A 16586-nucleotide genomic window follows, 5' to 3' on the forward strand; every position below is an offset into this window, starting at 1 on the left:
GCAGATGAACGTGACGAGGAAACAACAGCGGGTGATTCGGCGTGCGCTGGACGAATGGCAGGCCGCGGGGGCGTTGAGCCACGCGGAAAGCCAGCGGCTGGCGGCCACCTTACGGGTGAGCGCCTTTGACTGGCAGCGTCTGAGCCGCTACGCCTTCTGGACGGCGCTGGCCTGCCTGCTGATTGCGCTGGGCAGCCTGTTCGCCGATAGCGAACTGATCGCCTGGTTGACGGATCTGTTCAGCGACTCGGCGCTGGCGCGAATTGCGCTACCGGCGGCGGTGGCGCTGGTTTGCTACCTCTGGGGATTTCGCCGTCAGCGGCGGGCCTCGCGCTGGCACTACAGTACCGAGGCGATTCTGTTTGTCGGTGTGGTATTTACCGCGCTGGCGTTATGGCAGCTCGGCGTACGGCTGGATGACGGCAGCGGCCATATTGCGCCGCTGTTTCTGGCTGGCTGCGCTATCTATGGCGCCATCGGCCTGGCGGCCCGTTCCGGGCTGGTGTGGCTGTTCTTCCTGCTGGCGCTGGGCAACTGGTTCGGCGCACAAACCGGCTATGTGTCGGGGTGGGGGGCCTACTGGCTGGGCATGAACTATCCGGTTCGTTTTGTGCTGTTCGGCGGCGCGCTGCTGGCGCTCTGTTTTATGCTGCAAAAGTGGCTGCTTCAGCGCCGGCTGTTTACCGTCAGTAAGGCCATGGGGCTGACGTATCTGTTTATCGCGCTATGGATTTTGTCGATTTTTGGCTATCGGGATCCCGATGCCTGGTACGGCATATCACCGATGCAGCAGCTACCGTGGGCGCTGCTATTCGGCGTCGCGGCGGGCGTCTGTATTTATATCAGTCTGAAAACGGATGACGGGATGCTGCGCGGCTTTGGTCTGACCTTCCTGGCTATCAATCTCTATACGCGTTTCTTCGAGTTTTTCTGGGACGGGATGCACAAGGTGATGTTCTTCGTGATCCTGGCCGTCTCGCTGGCGGTGATTGGCCGCTATGCCGAAAGAATCTGGCACGCCGGCGAGCGGCGTGCGCGGGAAGATTAAATCTCGGTGATGGTCGTCGCCTGCGGCAGGCGCGACTTCGGTAGCGTGGCGTTGAAATCTTCCACGCTGTGGTGGCCGACCGGTACGATAACAAGGCTGGTAAAGCCTTGCGCGGTCAGGCCAAATTCGGCGTCAAGAATCGCGGCGTCGAACCCTTCAACCGGCACGGCGTCCAGTCCCATCGCCGCGACGCCGAGCAGGAAGTTGCCGACGTTGAGGTAAACCTGTTTCGCCATCCAGTGGTTGTCGTCCTGCAGATCCTTACGATGGATATCGGCAAAGAAAACGCGGCCTTTGTGGTTGGCGGCTTTAGCTTCCGGAGTGGCGAAGCGTCCGTCGACGTCTTCCTGGTCCACCACGCGCTCCAGCCAGGCGTCGTCCATGGCGGTTTTGGCGCAGAACACCACGACATGAGAAGCATCAAGAATTTTACGTTCGTTGAAAACATAGGTGCCGCTGGCGGCTTTCGCCACCCGCGCTTTCCCTTCATCCGTGCTGGCAACGATAAAGTGCCACGGCTGGGAGTTGGTGCTCGACGGGCTGTATTGCAGCAGCGTTTTCAGGTTTTTGGCTTCTTCGGCAGTCAGTTTTTTTGTGGCATCGAAGGCTTTCGTGGAGTGACGCTTTAAGGCGACGGAGACGATATCCATAACTCTTCCTCAGGGTTTATGCTCAAGATAATTCGAGTTTACAGCCCCTTACGGGGCGTTTAGTGGGAGAAGAGTACAGCGAAGACGGGGAAATGATAAGAGACAAAAATGCGATAACACTTATCGCGTTAGCCTGAAAATCCCGCCGGACGTAGCCGCAGCCGATCTTTTTTCGCCAGTTTATTCACCACCTGATTCCAGGAATCATCGATCAGTTCGGCCAGCAGACTCTCGCTGATATCCTCGCCGGGAACGACGGTAATCCAGTGTTTTTTGTTCATGTGATATCCCGGCTCAATACTGCGATAAATCTCCCGATTGAGCAGCGCTTTCTGCGGTTCGGCTTTCAGATTCACCAGCGCGCGACCGCGAAGGGTCATGGTGAGCATAAAAATGCGCCCGCCAACTTTGAACACGTCATACTCCGGGCCGAACGGCCAGCAGTGTTCGGTAAACGGGTAGGTGAGCGCAATCCGGCGGGCGCAGGCGTGCAGCGAAGCGTGGTCCATCAGGCGTCGTTCTCGTGAAGCGCCAGCCACATGGTCTCAAAACCGAGGGCGATCAGTTCGCGGGCGCGCTGCGGATCGTGGCTGGCAAATTCGGTGGTGGTTTCCGCCAGCGCCAGAAACAGGGCGTCGCCAAAGGCGCTGTAGGTGTCGCTCAGAAACACCGGCTTGACCGACAGCTGGCACATTTCGTTGAGCTCGGGGAACATCTCTCTCACCCGGGTTCGGGTTTCATCGGTGATGCGCTCGCTGAGCGCCACCCGGCGAATCGCCTTGTGCTCCATCGGGTGGCGCATACTCCAGTCGATATAGCCGTCCCAGATATTACGGGCGTTCTCTTTCGGTCGTTTTTCGTTTGGCGTCAGCCCGGCAACCATCGCTTTAACTAACCCGGACTTGAGCGAGAGGTACAGCTCGTTGAGTAACTCATCCTTGGTGGCGAAATAGCGGAACAGCGTCCCCTCGGCAACGCCGGCGCTGCGCGCAATGGCCGACGTTGAGGCGGCGACACCCGACTGGGCAAAGGCGACCGTGGCGGCCTCCAGCAACGCTTGTTTTTTATCTTCACTCTTAGGACGAGCCACTACATTTTACCTCACGCGAAATCAAACCCCGATCTAAACATGCCATGTCATGGCGCTGCAACGGTGGATGTTAAAAAAATGAAAATCGTCTTGACGACTTTCATATTCATCCTAATAATGAGTGCGTACTCACTCATAATCAAGTTATATCACCAAACTCTCATCATAGGGAGTTTCATCTGGTCAGGTTATGAACCGTGTCACTTTCAGCGTGGTCGCCATTATGCTATTAGCCTCAGCAACAGCTTTGCCGTTTGTCTTAAATGCCGGGTTTGGCCGGGCGCCGCAGGGCGCGCAGCTCAGTCTGGTGGAACAGTCGCCGTACTATCGCGATGGTCAGTTTCATAATCAGCTCCCCACGCCGGGATTCACCGGGCAGAAAAATATGCTGTCCGCCTGGTGGTCGTTTCTGGTGACTAAACGCGAAAACGCCCGTCCCGCGCAGCCGTTGCCGCTGGTCAATACCGATCTCGCCAGCCTGCCTCTCGGGCAGGATACGATGGTGTGGCTCGGCCACTCCTCCTGGTATTTGCAGCTGTCGGGGAAACGCATCCTGATAGATCCGGTCTTCAGCGACTATGCCGCCCCGTTCTCATTTATTAATAAAGCTTTCCCGGGTGACTATCCGTGGCGTGCGGAGGGTATGCCGGAGATAGACCTGCTGATCATTTCGCACGACCACTACGACCATCTGGATTACGCCACCATCAAAGCGCTGATGCCCAAAATTAAGCGCGTGGTGACGCCGCTCGGCGTCGGGTCGCATCTGCGTTTTTGGGGCATGGAGAGCGCCATCATCAGCGAAGCGGACTGGAATCAGGCGCTGCCGGTTAGCGACGAGCTCACCGTGCATGTGCTGCCGGCCCGTCATTTCTCCGGTCGTGGGCTCAAGCGTAATCAGACGCTGTGGGCCAGCTTTATGTTCGTCACCCCGCAGCAGAAAATTTACTACAGCGGCGATGGCGGTTACGGCCCGCACTTCAAGGCCATCGGCGAACAGTTTGGCTCCGTGGATCTGGCGATTATGGAGAACGGTCAGTACGACCAGGACTGGAAATACGTTCACATGATGCCTGACGAAACCGCCCAGGCCGCCGACGATCTCCGCGCTCGCGCGGTGCTGCCGGGGCATGCGGGGCGCTTTGTGCTGGCGAAACACAGCTGGGACGATCCCTATAAGCAGCTTGCTGCGGCCAGCCAGCAAAGACCGTGGCGGTTGTTAACGCCGATGCTTGGCGAGCCGGTTTGGGTTGCCGATAAGACGCAATCATTTACTACCTGGTGGCAATAAATACTGCTTCGATTCAAGAGGAGAGGACTTATGACTATTTCCGCTCAGGTGATTGAGACTATCGTCGGGTGGATTGATGATAATTTGCATCAACCGCTGCGTATTGATGATATTGCTCGTCACTCTGGTTATTCGAAATGGCATCTGCAACGACTCTTTTTGCAGTACAAAGGGGAGAGTCTGGGGCGCTATATCCGCGAACGTAAACTGCGGCTGGCGGCGCGCGATCTGCGCGACACCGATCAGCGGGTTTACGATATCTGTCTGAAATACGGCTTTGATTCACAGCAGACCTTTACCCGCATTTTTACCCGCACCTTTCATCAGCCGCCGGGTGCCTACCGCAAAGAGAATCACAATCGCGCCCACTGAGGCGCGTCCGCCGGAAAGACCGGCGGACGCATTTTGGGCTTCTACCAGGCGTAGTTTACCGTCATCGTCACCGTACGACCCACACCATAGAAACAGGCGCTATCGCCGGCGCACGAGGCAACATATTTAGTGTCGGCGATATTGTTGATGTTGAACTGCGCTTTCGCCCCTTTCAGGCTCGAGCTCAATTCGCCTAACTCATAGCTGACCATCGCGTCATACAGATCCACCGCCGGTACCTTGAAGGTGTTTTTCGCATCGCCGTAGCTGGTGCCGATATAACGCACGCCAACCCCAGCGGTCAGGCTTTTTAGCGCGCCATTGGGCAGGGTGTAGCTGGTGAACGCCGAGGCCATATGGGTCGGAATGCGCGCCGGGGTTTTCCCTTCGGTGCCGGCGACGGTGGTATTCACGGTTTCCGCGTCGGTCCAGGTGTATGAAGCAATCAGGTTGAGGTTGTCAAAGAAGGTAGCGTGCGCTTCGGCTTCCACCCCCTTCGAGCGGACCTTACCGCTGTTCTCATACCATCCCGCCGCGCTGTTCCAGGTCGCAACGTTGCTTTGGGTCAGGTCGTACATCGCCAGAGTCATCAACGCCGTCGGCGTAGGCTGATATTTCACACCCACTTCCACCTGTTTCCCTTCGCTGGGGTCGAACGGAGCGACGCCCGGCGCACGATTGGTTTGCAGGTTGGGTTCGAAGGAGGTGCTGTAGCTGATATAGGGCGACAGGCCAAAGTCAAAGGCGTACAGCAGACCGGTACGCCAGGTAAACTTGCTGTCGTTTTTCTGGGTGCGACTGCTGTCGGTAAAGTCGGTGGTACGCACTTCCGCCCAGTCATAGCGGCCGGAAAGCAGAAGCTCCCAGTTTTCCAGGCTCAGCTGATCCTGCAGGTAGAGGCCAACCTGATCGAGATTCTGCTGTTCATCGCTGGCGGTACGGAAGGTGCTTTCATCGACCTTCACGCCATAGACCGGGGCACGCCAGTCGAGATCGTACTGTGAACCGCCGGCGCGACCGAGGTACTGCTTATCCTTGCTGGTTTTGTAGTCCAGGCCGCCGAGAACGGTGTGCGCCAGCTGACCGGTCGTGAACTGCGCCTCAAGCTGGTTATCGATACCGAACTCATCGGTTTGCCGCTCCTCATGCTGGGCGCGACGCGAGAGCACGGAGCTGTTGGCTGCGCTGTTGGAATAGACCAGATAGCGATATTTCTGCTTTATCGTCCCATAGCGCGCGTTCTGCCGTAGGGTCAGCATGTCGTTGAGCTGATGCTCAAATTCATAACCGATGAGAGTCTGCTCGCGCCAGGATTGATTGTAGCCGGGGTCGCTGACGTTAAAGTCGCGCGGAATATAGCTGCCATCGACGCTGTTGACGGTGCCGTAGCGCGGCAGGAAGTTGCGATAACCGGCGTCGGGATCTTTTTGATAGCTGGTCAGCAACGTGAAGCGCGTCGCATCGTTGGGATACCACGTCAGCGCCGGCGCAATGGCGATGCGCGTCTCTTTATAATCCTCGACCTGGCTGTTCTGGCTGCGGGCGATACCGTTGAGGCGATAGAGCAGGTGGCCGTCGTCGCTTAACGGCCCGCCGACATCAAAGGCGCCTTCCGCCAGATTGTCGTTGCCGGTACGGAACTGGATTTGATGTACCGGCTGGCTGGTGGGACGCTTGCTGGTCATGCTGATAAGCCCGCCGGGGTTGACCTGGCCAAACAGCACCGAGGCCGGGCCGCGTACCAGCTCGACGCGCTCCAGCAGCCACGGATCCATCGTGCCGGTTTGCGACGACGCGGTGGCGCCATAGCTCAGGCCGTCGAGATACTTCGGTACATAGCTGAAGCCGCGGACGAAGACTTCGTCATTGCGGTTGGACGATCCGCGATACTCGGTGAACACCCCGGCGCTATAGCGCAGAGCCTGTGACACCGACGTCACGTCCAGCGCCGCCATCTGATAGCGGGTGATGACCGAGACCGACTGCGGGGTTTTCACCAGCCCAGCGGCGGTTTTCGTCGCGGAAAGCGTTTTCGTCGCCACGATCCCTTTGACCGGGGCGGTCGGATCTTCATTACTGCTCGCGGTGACCACGAGGGTCTCCTCCGCCAGCGCCTGCCCGGCGAGTGTCGCCACGGCAAGACCCGTGACCCAGAGTTTAGTTATCTTATTATATTTAAACATTTTATTTGCTATGTCCTTGGTTGAAATTGCCATAATCATCCCTTTCCCCCATCAGAAAAATCTAATGGCCTGAACGAGCGGAGTTTATGTTATTGCAAATAATTACCATTTGCATTAGCGTTAGTGACAGCTTTTTACAGGGATAAATCGGGCGATGAAAATGGCATGGGGTGGTCTGCTGATCGGCATGAGTGCGCTACCGGCGGTGGCAATGAACTGCGAATCTTCTTCGCGGCAGGGAGAGCTGCAGGGAAAATTCGATGCCAGCGGCGAAGTCTGTTTTGATCTGCCGACGTTAGGGGAAAACTACGTTTCGGCGACGATTTCCGGGGTAACGGATGCCCGCCTGCTGGATGAAAATAACCGTCGGCTGCGTACGCTGCTGGCTGGAGGGCCGCCGGATGGCGAGCAAACGCTGCTGTTCTCCCTGCCGGTGAACCGCGCTTCAGCGCTGGTGCTCCACGGCGAAGAAGGCACCCGCTGGCATTTCCGCTGGCGGATGAAGGAGACCACCGCGCTGGCGAAAACCCAGGCACTGGATCCCGTCAGTCCCCGTTTGCAGCAGCTGATGCAGGAGCTGGCGGCGGGTGGCTCTACGACGCATTTCTGGCAGGAGCGTGAACAGGAAGGGACGCCGATGGTGGAACCGGTGGATGCAGGACACAAGCGCGTCACCTTCCTGTGGCGCGGGGCGAGAAAAAACGTCTTCCTGCTGGGATCCCCGGCGGGCGATCACGATCCGCTGTTTCGGCTTGGCCATTCCGATGTCTGGTTTCGCAGCTACGTGGTACCGGCAGATACCCTGATGCAATATAAGCTGGCGCCGGATGTCCCGCAGGTCGACGGCGTCGGACACGAGCAGCGGCGGGCGATTCTGGTCAGCGCTCAGGCCGATCCGCTGAATCCGAACAGCGTCAACCGCGCCAGCGATCGCTGGAACCGCTATTCGCTGCTGGCGCTCAATCCGGCGCGCTACTGCACGCCGCAGCGTAGGGCGCAGCCGTTGCGCTATGGCACTTTGACCCGCCATCAGCTGCGCAGCGATTTTTTGCATAATACCCGGGAAGTGATGATCTACCGTCCGCGCTTGCCGCAGCCCGCGCGCTGGACGCTGATGTTGTTTGATGGCAAAACCTATCAGGATGAATACCGCTTCGCCAACGTGCTGGACAGCCTGATCGCCAGCCATGTGCTGCCGCCGATCAACGTGGTGTTTATTGATAGTCTCGATCACCCGCGCCGGGCGAAAGAGCTGCCGCCCAACCCCTTCTTCGCCGATTTTATGGCCCATGAGCTGCTGCCCTGGCTGCGACAACAGGGGCTGGATGCCATTCGCCAAAAAACCGTTGTCGCCGGCTCCAGCTACGGCGGCCTGGCCGCATCGTGGGTCGCGCTGCGCTATCCGCGGCTGTTTGCCAATGTCCTCAGTCTGTCGGGCTCTTACTGGTGGGCGCCCAAAGGCGAGGAAGCCGGCTGGCTGACGCGCCAGTATCAGCAGTCGCCGCGCTATCCGATACGTTTCTGGCTCCAGGCAGGCCGGTTTGAGACCTCGGGAGCCGATGGCGGGATCTACAGCAATACCCTTACCTTTGAACAGGCGCTACGCGATAAAGGCTACCGCGTCAGCTTCCATCCTTCATCAAGCGGCCATGATTATGCCGCCTGGTGCGAGGCGCTGGTGGCGGGAATGCGTGACTTTACCGGGTTAGCGCTCAAGGGAAAACCAGCGGCGCCAGACCCAACGCAGCACCACATATTCTATCGCGCCCAGCGCTAAGAACCACAGGCAAAAGAGCAGGGTATAGAGCTGGTTGAGATCCATCAGATGGAAGGTATCGACCAGTTTTTGCGCCAGCGTTAACCCAAGGGACGGCGCTGGCAGCAGTAAACAAGAGAGCAGGGCCAACACTAAAATGCCTGCGGCAGCGATCAGCGTTTCGAGCGGATGTTTCATTACTTGTTAATCATCAGTTAAAAAACATATTGTCCGGTAAAATGACAGGCAACGCAATATACTTTCCTGAGTGATTATTTTACGTCATTATTCGTAGCGCTAATATTATATTTTTATTTCTCCTGTTAATATTTTTTGCGTTGTTTGTAATTAAATTAATTACACCTTAATGTCAATTAACGTCATTATTAAAGCGTATACTTTACAAAAGTATAGGTGCTATATCCCACCGCTGTGGCAATAATAATAGCCAGCAGGATGTACAGCGCCAGGCGGCGTCCGCGGTAGATTCCAAACATAATTGACCTCGTTTAATATATGTTTATTAATATTCTGTAATAGTTGTTTAAGGAATTAACTTATCATGAATTTTAAATTTTGCGAGGGGGTGTAAATTGTCCTGGATCAACTTTTACCTCGCTATATAAAATTATATTCGTTCATTGGCCAGAAATGATCTCAGGCTTTCCGAATGACGGAATTTATAAGGAAAATTTATTTTGACCAGAATGATTCATCCCCATAATACCCCCCCTGCCGGGGACACGGCATCGCAGCCCGCTTACCAGCAGAGCGTAGATCGGGTGCTGGCGCAGAACAAAAGCCGCGCCGAGGGATTACGCTCCGCCGAAGCCGCGGAGCGCCTGGCCTCCTTTGGCCCTAACGCGCTGCCGGAAAAGAAAAGCAAGCCAGCCTGGCTGCGTTTCCTCGCCCACTTTAACGATGTGCTGATTTTCGTCCTGCTGGCCGCAGCGGCGCTGACGGCGGTGATGGGGCACTGGGTCGATACCCTGGTTATCCTCGGCGTCACGGTCATTAACGCCCTGATTGGCCACGTGCAGGAGAGTAACGCCGAAAAATCGCTGCAGGGGATCCGCAACATGCTCTCCAGCAACGCGCGGGTACAGCGCAACGGTAAACACGAAACCCTGCCCACCCGCGAGCTGGTGCCGGGGGATATCGTTATTCTGCGGGCGGGCGACCGCGTTCCGGCGGATATGCGTCTTATCGAAACCCACAACCTGCGCGTGGAAGAGGCGATCCTGACCGGCGAATCAACGGTGGTGGATAAAATCACCGATGCGCTGCAAGGCGAGCTGCCGCTGGGCGATCGCACCAACATGGTGTTTTCCGGTACGACCATCAGCGCCGGCGGTGGCGTCGGCGTGGTGACGGCGACCGGGCAGGAGACGGAACTTGGGCACATCAACCAGATGATGGCCGGTATCGAGAAGCATCGCACGCCGCTGCTGGTGCAGATGGATAAGCTGGGGAAAGCGATTTTCGTCATTATCCTCGCCATGATGGTGGCGCTGTTCGTCTTCAGCCTGGCCCTGCGTGATATCCCGATGGGGGAGCTGCTGCTCTCGCTGATTAGCCTGGCCGTTGCGGCGGTCCCGGAAGGGCTGCCGGCGATTATCTCGATCATTCTCTCCCTCGGGGTGCAGGCGATGGCGCGCAAACACGCCATTATTCGCAAGCTCCCGACGGTAGAAACGCTAGGCGCGATGACCGTGGTCTGTTCGGATAAAACCGGTACGCTGACCATGAACGAAATGACGGTCAAAGCGATTATCACTGCCGACTGCTGCTACCGGGTTGAGGGCGACAGCTACGAGCCGCAGGGCAATATTTATCTGGAAGGCAGGGATGAGCCGGTACAGGTTCATGCCGGAAGCGTGCTGGAAACGTATCTGCGTACCATTGACCTGTGCAACGACAGCCAGCTGGTGCAGGACGCGCGCGGCCTGTGGGGCATTACCGGCGGGCCGACCGAAGGGGCGTTAAAAGTGCTGGCGGCGAAGGCAAAACTGCCGCCGGTTGAGACGCAGCTGATAGCCAAAATTCCGTTTGATTCCCAGTATAAGTACATGGCGACGCAGCAGAAAATCGACAATGTTGAGCGCGTGCTGCTCACCGGCGCGCCGGATGTGATTTTCGCGCTGTGCCGCGAGCAGATGACAAAGCAGGGCACGGTTCCGTTCGAGCGCCAGTACTGGGAGGATGAGATCTCGCGCTTCGCCAGTCAGGGGCTGCGCATGGTTGCCGCCGCCTGTAAACCGGCGCAGGCCGGTAGCACGACGCTGACCCACGACGATCTGCGTGAAGGTCTGGTGTTCCTCGGCATCGCCGGAATGATGGATCCGCCGCGTCCGGAGGCCATTGAGGCGATTCACGCCTGCCAGACCGCAGGGATCCGCGTGAAAATGATCACCGGCGATCACCCGCAAACGGCAATGAGCATCGGCCAGATGCTGGGGATCACCAACAGCCACCAGGCGATGACCGGCTATCAACTGGAGCACATGGACGATGGCGAACTGGCGAAGGCCGCCGTGGAGTACGACATTTTTGCCCGTACCAGCCCGGAGCATAAGCTACGCCTGGTCAAAGCGCTACAGGATACCGGCGAAGTCGTCGGCATGACCGGCGATGGCGTGAACGATGCCCCGGCGCTCCGCCAGGCCGACGTCGGTATTGCGATGGGGATCAAGGGCACCGAAGTGACCAAAGAGGCGGCCGACATGGTGCTGACGGACGACAACTTCGCCACCATTGCCAGCTCGGTGAAAGAGGGGCGTCGCGTCTACGACAACCTGAAGAAAACGATTCTGTTTATTATGCCCACCAACCTGGCACAGGGGCTGCTGATTATTATCGCCCTGCTGGCGGGGAACATTATTCCGCTGACGCCGGTGTTGATTCTGTGGATGAACATGGCGACCTCCGCCACGCTCTCTTTCGGTCTCGCTTTCGAAGCCGCGGAGCGCAACGTGATGAACCGTCCGCCGCGGAAAACCGGCCAGCACGTCATGGATGGCTTCGCCATCTGGCGCGTCGCCTTCGTCGGCACCATGATTGCCGTCGCCGCCTTTATTCTTGAGGCCTGGCTGGCGCCGCGCGGCCATAGCGCCGAGTTTATCCGTACCGTGCTGCTGCAGATGCTGGTGACCGCGCAGTGGGTGTACATGATTAACTGCCGTCGCAGCGAGGGCTTCTCATTAAATACCGGCCTGCTGCGCAACAAAGGCATCTGGCTGGTCAGCGGCGTGCTGCTGCTCCTGCAGCTGGCGATTATCTACCTGCCGTTTATGCAGACCATGTTTGGCACCGAGTCGCTGCCGCTGCGCTACTGGTTTATCACCCTGGCGATTGCCATCGTGATGTTCCTGGTGGTGGAAGTCGAGAAGCGGCTGACCCGTCCGTTCCGTAAAACCGCCTGATCCGCCCGTCGTCCCTCTCCGTTCAGGGGAGGGACGCTGCGCCGCCAGTAAGGAATCCCGATGACAAACATTTTGCGCCTGGTCTTACTGACCCTTGGCCTGACAGGTTATGCCCTGACGGCCGCCGCCGCACCTGCCATTCCGGTTCGCGCGGCCATCGTTCAGCTTCTGCCGCATGTAGCCGAACGCCCGCTTCCTGGCCGCATTGAAGCGATTCATGACGTGGAGATCCGCGCGCGCACCGAGGGGACGATTGTCCAGCGCCACTTCCAGGACGGGCAGTACGTCAGCAAAGGCGAGCGCCTGTTTACCCTCGATGATGCCCAACCCCGGGCTGCGCTGGCGCTGGCCGAGGCTGAACTGAAAAGCGCGCAGGCTTCGCTGCATCAGGCCCGGCAGCTGCTGACCCGCTATCAACAGTTGAAAAACAGTCACTCCATCAGCCGCAACGATGTCGATAACGCCCGCATGCAACGCGATGTGGCCGCCGCCGCCGTCGAACAGGCGAAAGCGCGCGTCACCGCGCAGCGAATTACGCTGGATTATATGCGCATCGACTCGCCGCTAAGCGGGCGTATTGGCCACAGCCGCTTTCATGTCGGCAGCCTGGTGGGGCCGAGCAGCGGCATGCTGGTAGATATCGTCCAGCTCGACCCGATTCGCGTCTCTTTCGCCTTAGATGAAGCCGCCTTTTACAGTAAAGCCGGGCAGCATGCCGATATTGGCGCGCTGAAGCAGGCGTGGCTGGCGCAGATCGAACCCGACGGCAGGCGGGAAGATGGCGTGCTGACTTCGGTCGATAACCGGATTGATACCCGTACCGCCAGCGTAGTGCTGCGCGCCGAATTCGCCAATCCGCAGCATCGCCTGCTGCCGGGCGGCAATGTGCCGATCATTCTTCGCCCGCGCCAGTCGCCGGAGAGTCCGATGATCCCGCTTGCCGCCGTCCAGCAGGATGCGCAGGGGTTCTATAGCTGGGTGGTGACGGAGCATAACACCGTTGCGCTGCGCCGTTTGACGTCGGGCGGCCAGCAGGGGCAGCAGTTTGTCGTGGCGGACGGCCTGCAGGCGGGCGAGCGCGTGGTAACGGGCGGCGCGCAGCGTCTGCGTGACGGTGCTGCCGTTCAGGTGCTGAAATAAGGAAGGAGAAGGGATGCTGACGTTTTTTATTCGTCGCCCGCGTTTTGCGATGGTGATTGCGCTGCTGCTGACCTTTATTGGCGCGGTATCGCTGAAGCTGATTCCGGTGGAGCAATACCCGCAGATTACGCCGCCGGTGGTCAACGTCAGCGCCAGCTGGCCGGGCGCCAGCGCGGCGGATGTCGCCGAGGCTATCGCCGCGCCGCTGGAGACCCAGCTCAACGGCGTTGACCATATGCTGTATATGGAGTCCACCAGTTCCGATGACGGCGCCTACAGCCTGAGCCTGACCTTTGCGGCGGGCACCGATGCCGATTTGGCGGCGATTGACGTGCAAAACCGGGTGTCGCAGGCGGTAACGCAGCTCCCCGTCGATGTGCAGCAGAACGGCGTACAGGTGCGCAAGCGGGCGAGCAACCTGCTGATGGGCGTCAGCCTGTACTCGCCGCTGGAGACGCTCTCTCCGCTGTTCGTCAGCAACTACGCCAGCACCCAGGTGCGCGAGGCGCTGGCCCGTCTGCCGGGCGTCGGCGAAGTACGGATGTTCGGCGCCCGCGATTACAGCATGCGTATCTGGCTGCGCCCCGATCGCATGAACGCGCTGAATGTGACGACCGACGATATCGCCCAGGCGCTGCGTGAGCAGAACGTGCAGGGGGCGGCAGGGCAGGTCGGCACGCCGCCGGTATTCAACGGTCAGCAGCAGACGCTGACCATCAACGGCATCGGTCGCCTGAGCGATGCGGAAAGCTTCAGCCAGATAGCGATCCGCAGCGGAGAACACGGCCAGCTGGTTCGCCTCGCCGACGTGGCCACCATTGAGCTGGGGGCGCGCAGCTACAGTTCCGGCGCGCAGCTGAACGGCAAAGACTCCGCCTATCTCGGTATCTATCCGACGCCAACCGCCAACGCCCTGCAGGTCGCCGACGCGGTGCGCGCCGAACTGACCCGCCTGCACAGTCGCTTTCCGGCCGACCTGACCTGGGAGGTGAAGTTCGATACCACGCGTTTTGTGGCGGCGACGATGAAAGAGATTGCCGTCTCGTTGGCGCTGACCCTGCTGGCGGTGGTGATGGTGGTATTGCTGTTTCTGCAAAGCTGGCGGGCGACGTTGATTGTCGCCCTGGCGATCCCGGTGTCGCTGATTGGCAGCTTTGCCGTGCTTTATCTGCTGGGCTATAGCGCCAATACGCTGAGTTTATTCGCTATTATTCTTGCCCTGACCATGGTGGTCGATGACGCCATCGTGGTGGTGGAGAGCGTAGAAACCCATCTCGCCGAAGGCGTGGGACGGGGAGAGGCGACCGCGCTGGCGCTACGGCAAATCGCCGGGCCGGTTATCGCCACGACGCTGGTGCTGCTGGCGGTGTTTGTGCCGGTGGCGCTGCTGCCGGGGATCGTCGGCGAGCTGTATCGCCAGTTTGCGGTCACGTTGTCGACGGCGGTGACGGTGTCGAGTATTGTCGCGCTCACCCTGACGCCGGCGCTGTGCGCGCTGCTGCTGCGCCCGAGGCCCGCGCGGCCTGCCGCCATCTGGCGGGCTTTTAATCGCGCCCTGGCGACGGTGCGCGACGGCTACTGCACGCTGGTTGGCCGGATGAACCGTCGTCCGTGGCTGGCGCTGGTGGCGACGGCCGCCGCCGCTGGCCTGGTGGCCTTTAGCTTTAGCCAGATGCCGAAAGGCTTTCTGCCGCAGGAGGATCAGGGCTACTTCTTCGCCAGCGTACAGCTGCCGGAAGCGGCGTCGCTGGAGCGCACCGACGCGGTGATGAGCCAGGCGCGCACGCTGCTGCTGGCCAATCCTGCGGTTGCGGATGTGATTCAGGTGTCCGGTTTTAATATTCTCAACGGGACCAGCGCCTCCAACGGCGGCTTTATCTCGGTGATGCTGAAAGAGTGGCATCAGCGGCCACCGCTGAATGAGGTGATGAGCAAGTTGCAGGGACAGCTGATGGGGCTGCCGGAGGCGACCATTATGACCTTTGCACCGCCCACGTTGCCGGGGCTGGGCAATGCGTCCGGCTTCAATTTACGTATCCTGGCGCAAGCCGGGCAATCGGCGGCGGAGCTGGAGCAGGTGACGCAGCAGGTGCTGCAGATGGCGAACCAGCATCCGCAGTTGAGCCAGGTGTTTACCACCTGGAGTAGCAACGTTCCGCAGCTGACGCTCAGCGTCGACCGTGACCAGGCGGCGCGGCTGGATGTGCCGGTATCGCGGATCTTCAATAGCCTGCAAACGGCGTTTGGCGGGACGCGCGCCGGGGATTTCAGCATCAATAATCGCGTCTACCCGGTGGTGGTACAAAACGAGATGCCGTGGCGGGAGCGGGCGGAACAGATCGGCGAGCTGTACGTGCGAAGTCTTCACGGCGAGCGGATCCGGCTGAGCAATCTGGTGACCGTCACCCCTACCGTCGGCGCGCCGTTTATTCAGCAGTACAACCAGTTCCCGTCGGTGTCGGTGAGTGGTTCAGCGGCTGAAGGCGTCAGCAGCCGCACGGCAATGGCGGTGATGGAACAAATCCTGCTGTCGAATTTGCCGCAGGGGTATGGTTACGCGTGGAGCGGTATCTCCTGGCAGGAGCAGCAGACCGGCAACCAGGCCATCTGGATAGTCCTGGCGGCGGTGGCGATGGCGTGGTTGTTCCTCGTCGCCCAGTATGAAAGCTGGACGTTGCCGGCCAGCGTGATGCTGTCGGTGTTGTTCGCTATCGGCGGGGCGCTGCTGTGGCTATGGATAGCCGGCTATGCCAACGATGTGTACGTGCAGATTGGGCTGGTGTTGTTAATCGCGCTGGCGGCGAAAAACGCGATATTAATCGTCGAGTTTGCCCGGGCCAGACGGGAGGAGGGGATGTCGGTTGTGGATGCCGCCCGCGAGGGAGCCTCCCGGCGTTTTCGGGCGGTGTTGATGACCGCCATCTCCTTTATTATCGGTATTATGCCGATGATGCTCGCTACCGGTGCCGGGGCGCAGAGTCGCCGGATTATCGGCACCACGGTGTTCAGCGGCATGCTGGTGGCGACGGTGATTGGGATTGTGTTTATTCCTTCGCTGTTCGTGCTGTTCCAGCGCCTGCGCGAGTGGGCGCATCGGCGGATGTAAGAGCGCTTCTGTCGGCAATATCTGGTCGCCCGGCCAGATGCGCTGACCGGGGCTACGGGGTCGTGCAGTCAGGTAGCCCGGATAAGGCGCTCGCGCCGCCATCCGGGTGGCCCGCAGGTGTCGGGAAATATTCCCCGGTGGCGCAACGCTGACCGGGGCTACGAGGACGTGCGGTCGGGTATCCCGGATAAGGCGCTCGCGCCGCCATCCGGGTGGCCCGCTGGTGTCGGGAAATATTCCCCGGTGGCGCTACGCTGACCGGGGCTACGGGGTCGTGCGGCCGGGTAGCCCGGATAAGGCGCTCGCGCCGCCATCCGGGTGGTTTTCCGCGGGGGCCTGGTAAAATCCCCGGTGGCGCTGCGCTGACCGGGGCTACGGGGACGTGCGGTCGGGTAGCCCGGATCAGGCGCTCGCGCCGCCATCCGGGTGGTTTTCCGCGGGGGCCGGAAATATTCCCCGGTGGCGCTGCGCTGACCGGGGCTACGGGGACGTGCGGTCGGGTAGCCCGGATCAGGCGCTCGCGCCGCC

Annotated in this window: 12 protein-coding genes; 7 read left to right on the forward strand and 5 right to left on the reverse strand. The window is 59.6% G+C overall.

Features of this window, described 5'->3' with window-relative positions:
* Nucleotides 1-4 precede the first annotated feature (4 nt).
* Nucleotides 5-1048, forward strand: a complete 1044-nt coding sequence (locus CWM52_RS22690) for a DUF2157 domain-containing protein (protein WP_100686154.1) — start codon at nt 5-7, stop codon at nt 1046-1048.
* On the opposite strand, the gene nfsB is transcribed toward CWM52_RS22690, so the two are convergent.
* From nfsB to CWM52_RS22705, 3 genes are all read right to left on the reverse strand, one after another.
* A complete protein-coding gene (gene nfsB, locus CWM52_RS22695; RefSeq protein ID WP_100686155.1) occupies nt 1045-1698 on the reverse strand; it encodes an oxygen-insensitive NAD(P)H nitroreductase in 654 nt (217 codons plus the stop codon). The genes CWM52_RS22690 and nfsB overlap by 4 nt on opposite strands.
* Before the next feature lie 128 nt (nt 1699-1826).
* Nucleotides 1827-2207, reverse strand: coding sequence for an MmcQ/YjbR family DNA-binding protein (locus tag CWM52_RS22700; RefSeq protein ID WP_100686156.1), 381 nt, complete (start codon nt 2205-2207; stop codon nt 1827-1829).
* Nucleotides 2207-2788, reverse strand: coding sequence for a TetR/AcrR family transcriptional regulator (locus CWM52_RS22705; RefSeq protein ID WP_100686157.1), 582 nt, complete (start codon nt 2786-2788; stop codon nt 2207-2209). Before CWM52_RS22705 ends, CWM52_RS22700 begins: the two co-directional genes overlap by 1 nt.
* A gap of 190 nt (nt 2789-2978) precedes the next feature.
* Between CWM52_RS22705 and CWM52_RS22710 the strand changes: the two genes are divergently transcribed.
* Both CWM52_RS22710 and CWM52_RS22715 read left to right on the forward strand, forming a co-directional pair.
* Nucleotides 2979-4079: an MBL fold metallo-hydrolase gene (locus CWM52_RS22710; protein ID WP_100686158.1), complete on the forward strand. Its 1101-nt coding sequence runs from the start codon at nt 2979-2981 to the stop codon at nt 4077-4079.
* A gap of 30 nt (nt 4080-4109) precedes the next feature.
* Nucleotides 4110-4451 (forward strand): RamA family antibiotic efflux transcriptional regulator, encoded by a 342-nt coding sequence (locus tag CWM52_RS22715; RefSeq protein WP_004859189.1) that lies wholly within the window; start codon nt 4110-4112, stop codon nt 4449-4451.
* A 41-nt stretch (nt 4452-4492) separates the two neighbouring features.
* Here the strand turns inward: CWM52_RS22715 and CWM52_RS22720 are convergent, their stop codons facing one another.
* Nucleotides 4493-6634, reverse strand: coding sequence for a TonB-dependent siderophore receptor (locus CWM52_RS22720; protein WP_100686164.1), 2142 nt, complete (start codon nt 6632-6634; stop codon nt 4493-4495).
* 154 nt (nt 6635-6788) lie between these two features.
* On the opposite strand from CWM52_RS22720, the gene CWM52_RS22725 reads away from it, so the two are divergent.
* Entirely contained in the window at nt 6789-8411 is a 1623-nt protein-coding gene (locus tag CWM52_RS22725; RefSeq protein WP_100686159.1) for an alpha/beta hydrolase-fold protein, read from the forward strand.
* Here CWM52_RS22725 and CWM52_RS22730 read toward each other — a convergent pair.
* Nucleotides 8340-8588, reverse strand: coding sequence for a DUF1158 domain-containing protein (locus CWM52_RS22730; RefSeq protein ID WP_100686160.1), 249 nt, complete (start codon nt 8586-8588; stop codon nt 8340-8342). The genes CWM52_RS22725 and CWM52_RS22730 overlap by 72 nt on opposite strands.
* 509 nt (nt 8589-9097) lie before the next feature.
* On the opposite strand from CWM52_RS22730, the gene CWM52_RS22735 reads away from it, so the two are divergent.
* From CWM52_RS22735 to CWM52_RS22745, 3 genes are read left to right on the forward strand one after another with little or no spacing between them, the layout of a single operon-like run.
* Nucleotides 9098-11812 carry a cation-transporting P-type ATPase gene (locus CWM52_RS22735; RefSeq protein WP_100686161.1) on the forward strand — a complete coding sequence of 905 codons (2715 nt, stop codon included), beginning with the start codon at nt 9098-9100 and terminating at the stop codon, nt 11810-11812.
* Between the two features lie 60 nt (nt 11813-11872).
* Nucleotides 11873-12952, forward strand: a complete 1080-nt coding sequence (locus tag CWM52_RS22740; RefSeq protein ID WP_100686162.1) for an efflux RND transporter periplasmic adaptor subunit — start codon at nt 11873-11875, stop codon at nt 12950-12952.
* 13 nt (nt 12953-12965) lie between these two features.
* On the forward strand, nt 12966-16058 hold the full coding sequence (locus CWM52_RS22745; protein ID WP_100686163.1) for an efflux RND transporter permease subunit: 3093 nt from the start codon (nt 12966-12968) through the stop codon (nt 16056-16058).
* The last annotated feature ends 528 nt before the right edge of the window (nt 16059-16586 follow it).

This window comes from Raoultella sp. T31 (assembly GCF_002806725.1).
GTDB lineage: Bacteria > Pseudomonadota > Gammaproteobacteria > Enterobacterales > Enterobacteriaceae > Klebsiella > Klebsiella electrica.

Coding starts and splice junctions, on each gene's coding strand:
- CWM52_RS22690 (WP_100686154.1), top strand. CDS start 5: ATGAACGTGACGAGGAAACAACAGCGGGTGATTCGGCGTGCGCTGGAC.
- nfsB (WP_100686155.1), bottom strand. CDS start 1,698: ATGGATATCGTCTCCGTCGCCTTAAAGCGTCACTCCACGAAAGCCTTC.
- CWM52_RS22700 (WP_100686156.1), bottom strand. CDS start 2,207: ATGGACCACGCTTCGCTGCACGCCTGCGCCCGCCGGATTGCGCTCACC.
- CWM52_RS22710 (WP_100686158.1), top strand. CDS start 2,979: ATGAACCGTGTCACTTTCAGCGTGGTCGCCATTATGCTATTAGCCTCA.
- CWM52_RS22715 (WP_004859189.1), top strand. CDS start 4,110: ATGACTATTTCCGCTCAGGTGATTGAGACTATCGTCGGGTGGATTGAT.
- CWM52_RS22720 (WP_100686164.1), bottom strand. CDS start 6,634: ATGTTTAAATATAATAAGATAACTAAACTCTGGGTCACGGGTCTTGCC.
- CWM52_RS22725 (WP_100686159.1), top strand. CDS start 6,789: ATGAAAATGGCATGGGGTGGTCTGCTGATCGGCATGAGTGCGCTACCG.
- CWM52_RS22730 (WP_100686160.1), bottom strand. CDS start 8,588: ATGAAACATCCGCTCGAAACGCTGATCGCTGCCGCAGGCATTTTAGTG.
- CWM52_RS22735 (WP_100686161.1), top strand. CDS start 9,098: ATGATTCATCCCCATAATACCCCCCCTGCCGGGGACACGGCATCGCAG.
- CWM52_RS22740 (WP_100686162.1), top strand. CDS start 11,873: ATGACAAACATTTTGCGCCTGGTCTTACTGACCCTTGGCCTGACAGGT.
- CWM52_RS22745 (WP_100686163.1), top strand. CDS start 12,966: ATGCTGACGTTTTTTATTCGTCGCCCGCGTTTTGCGATGGTGATTGCG.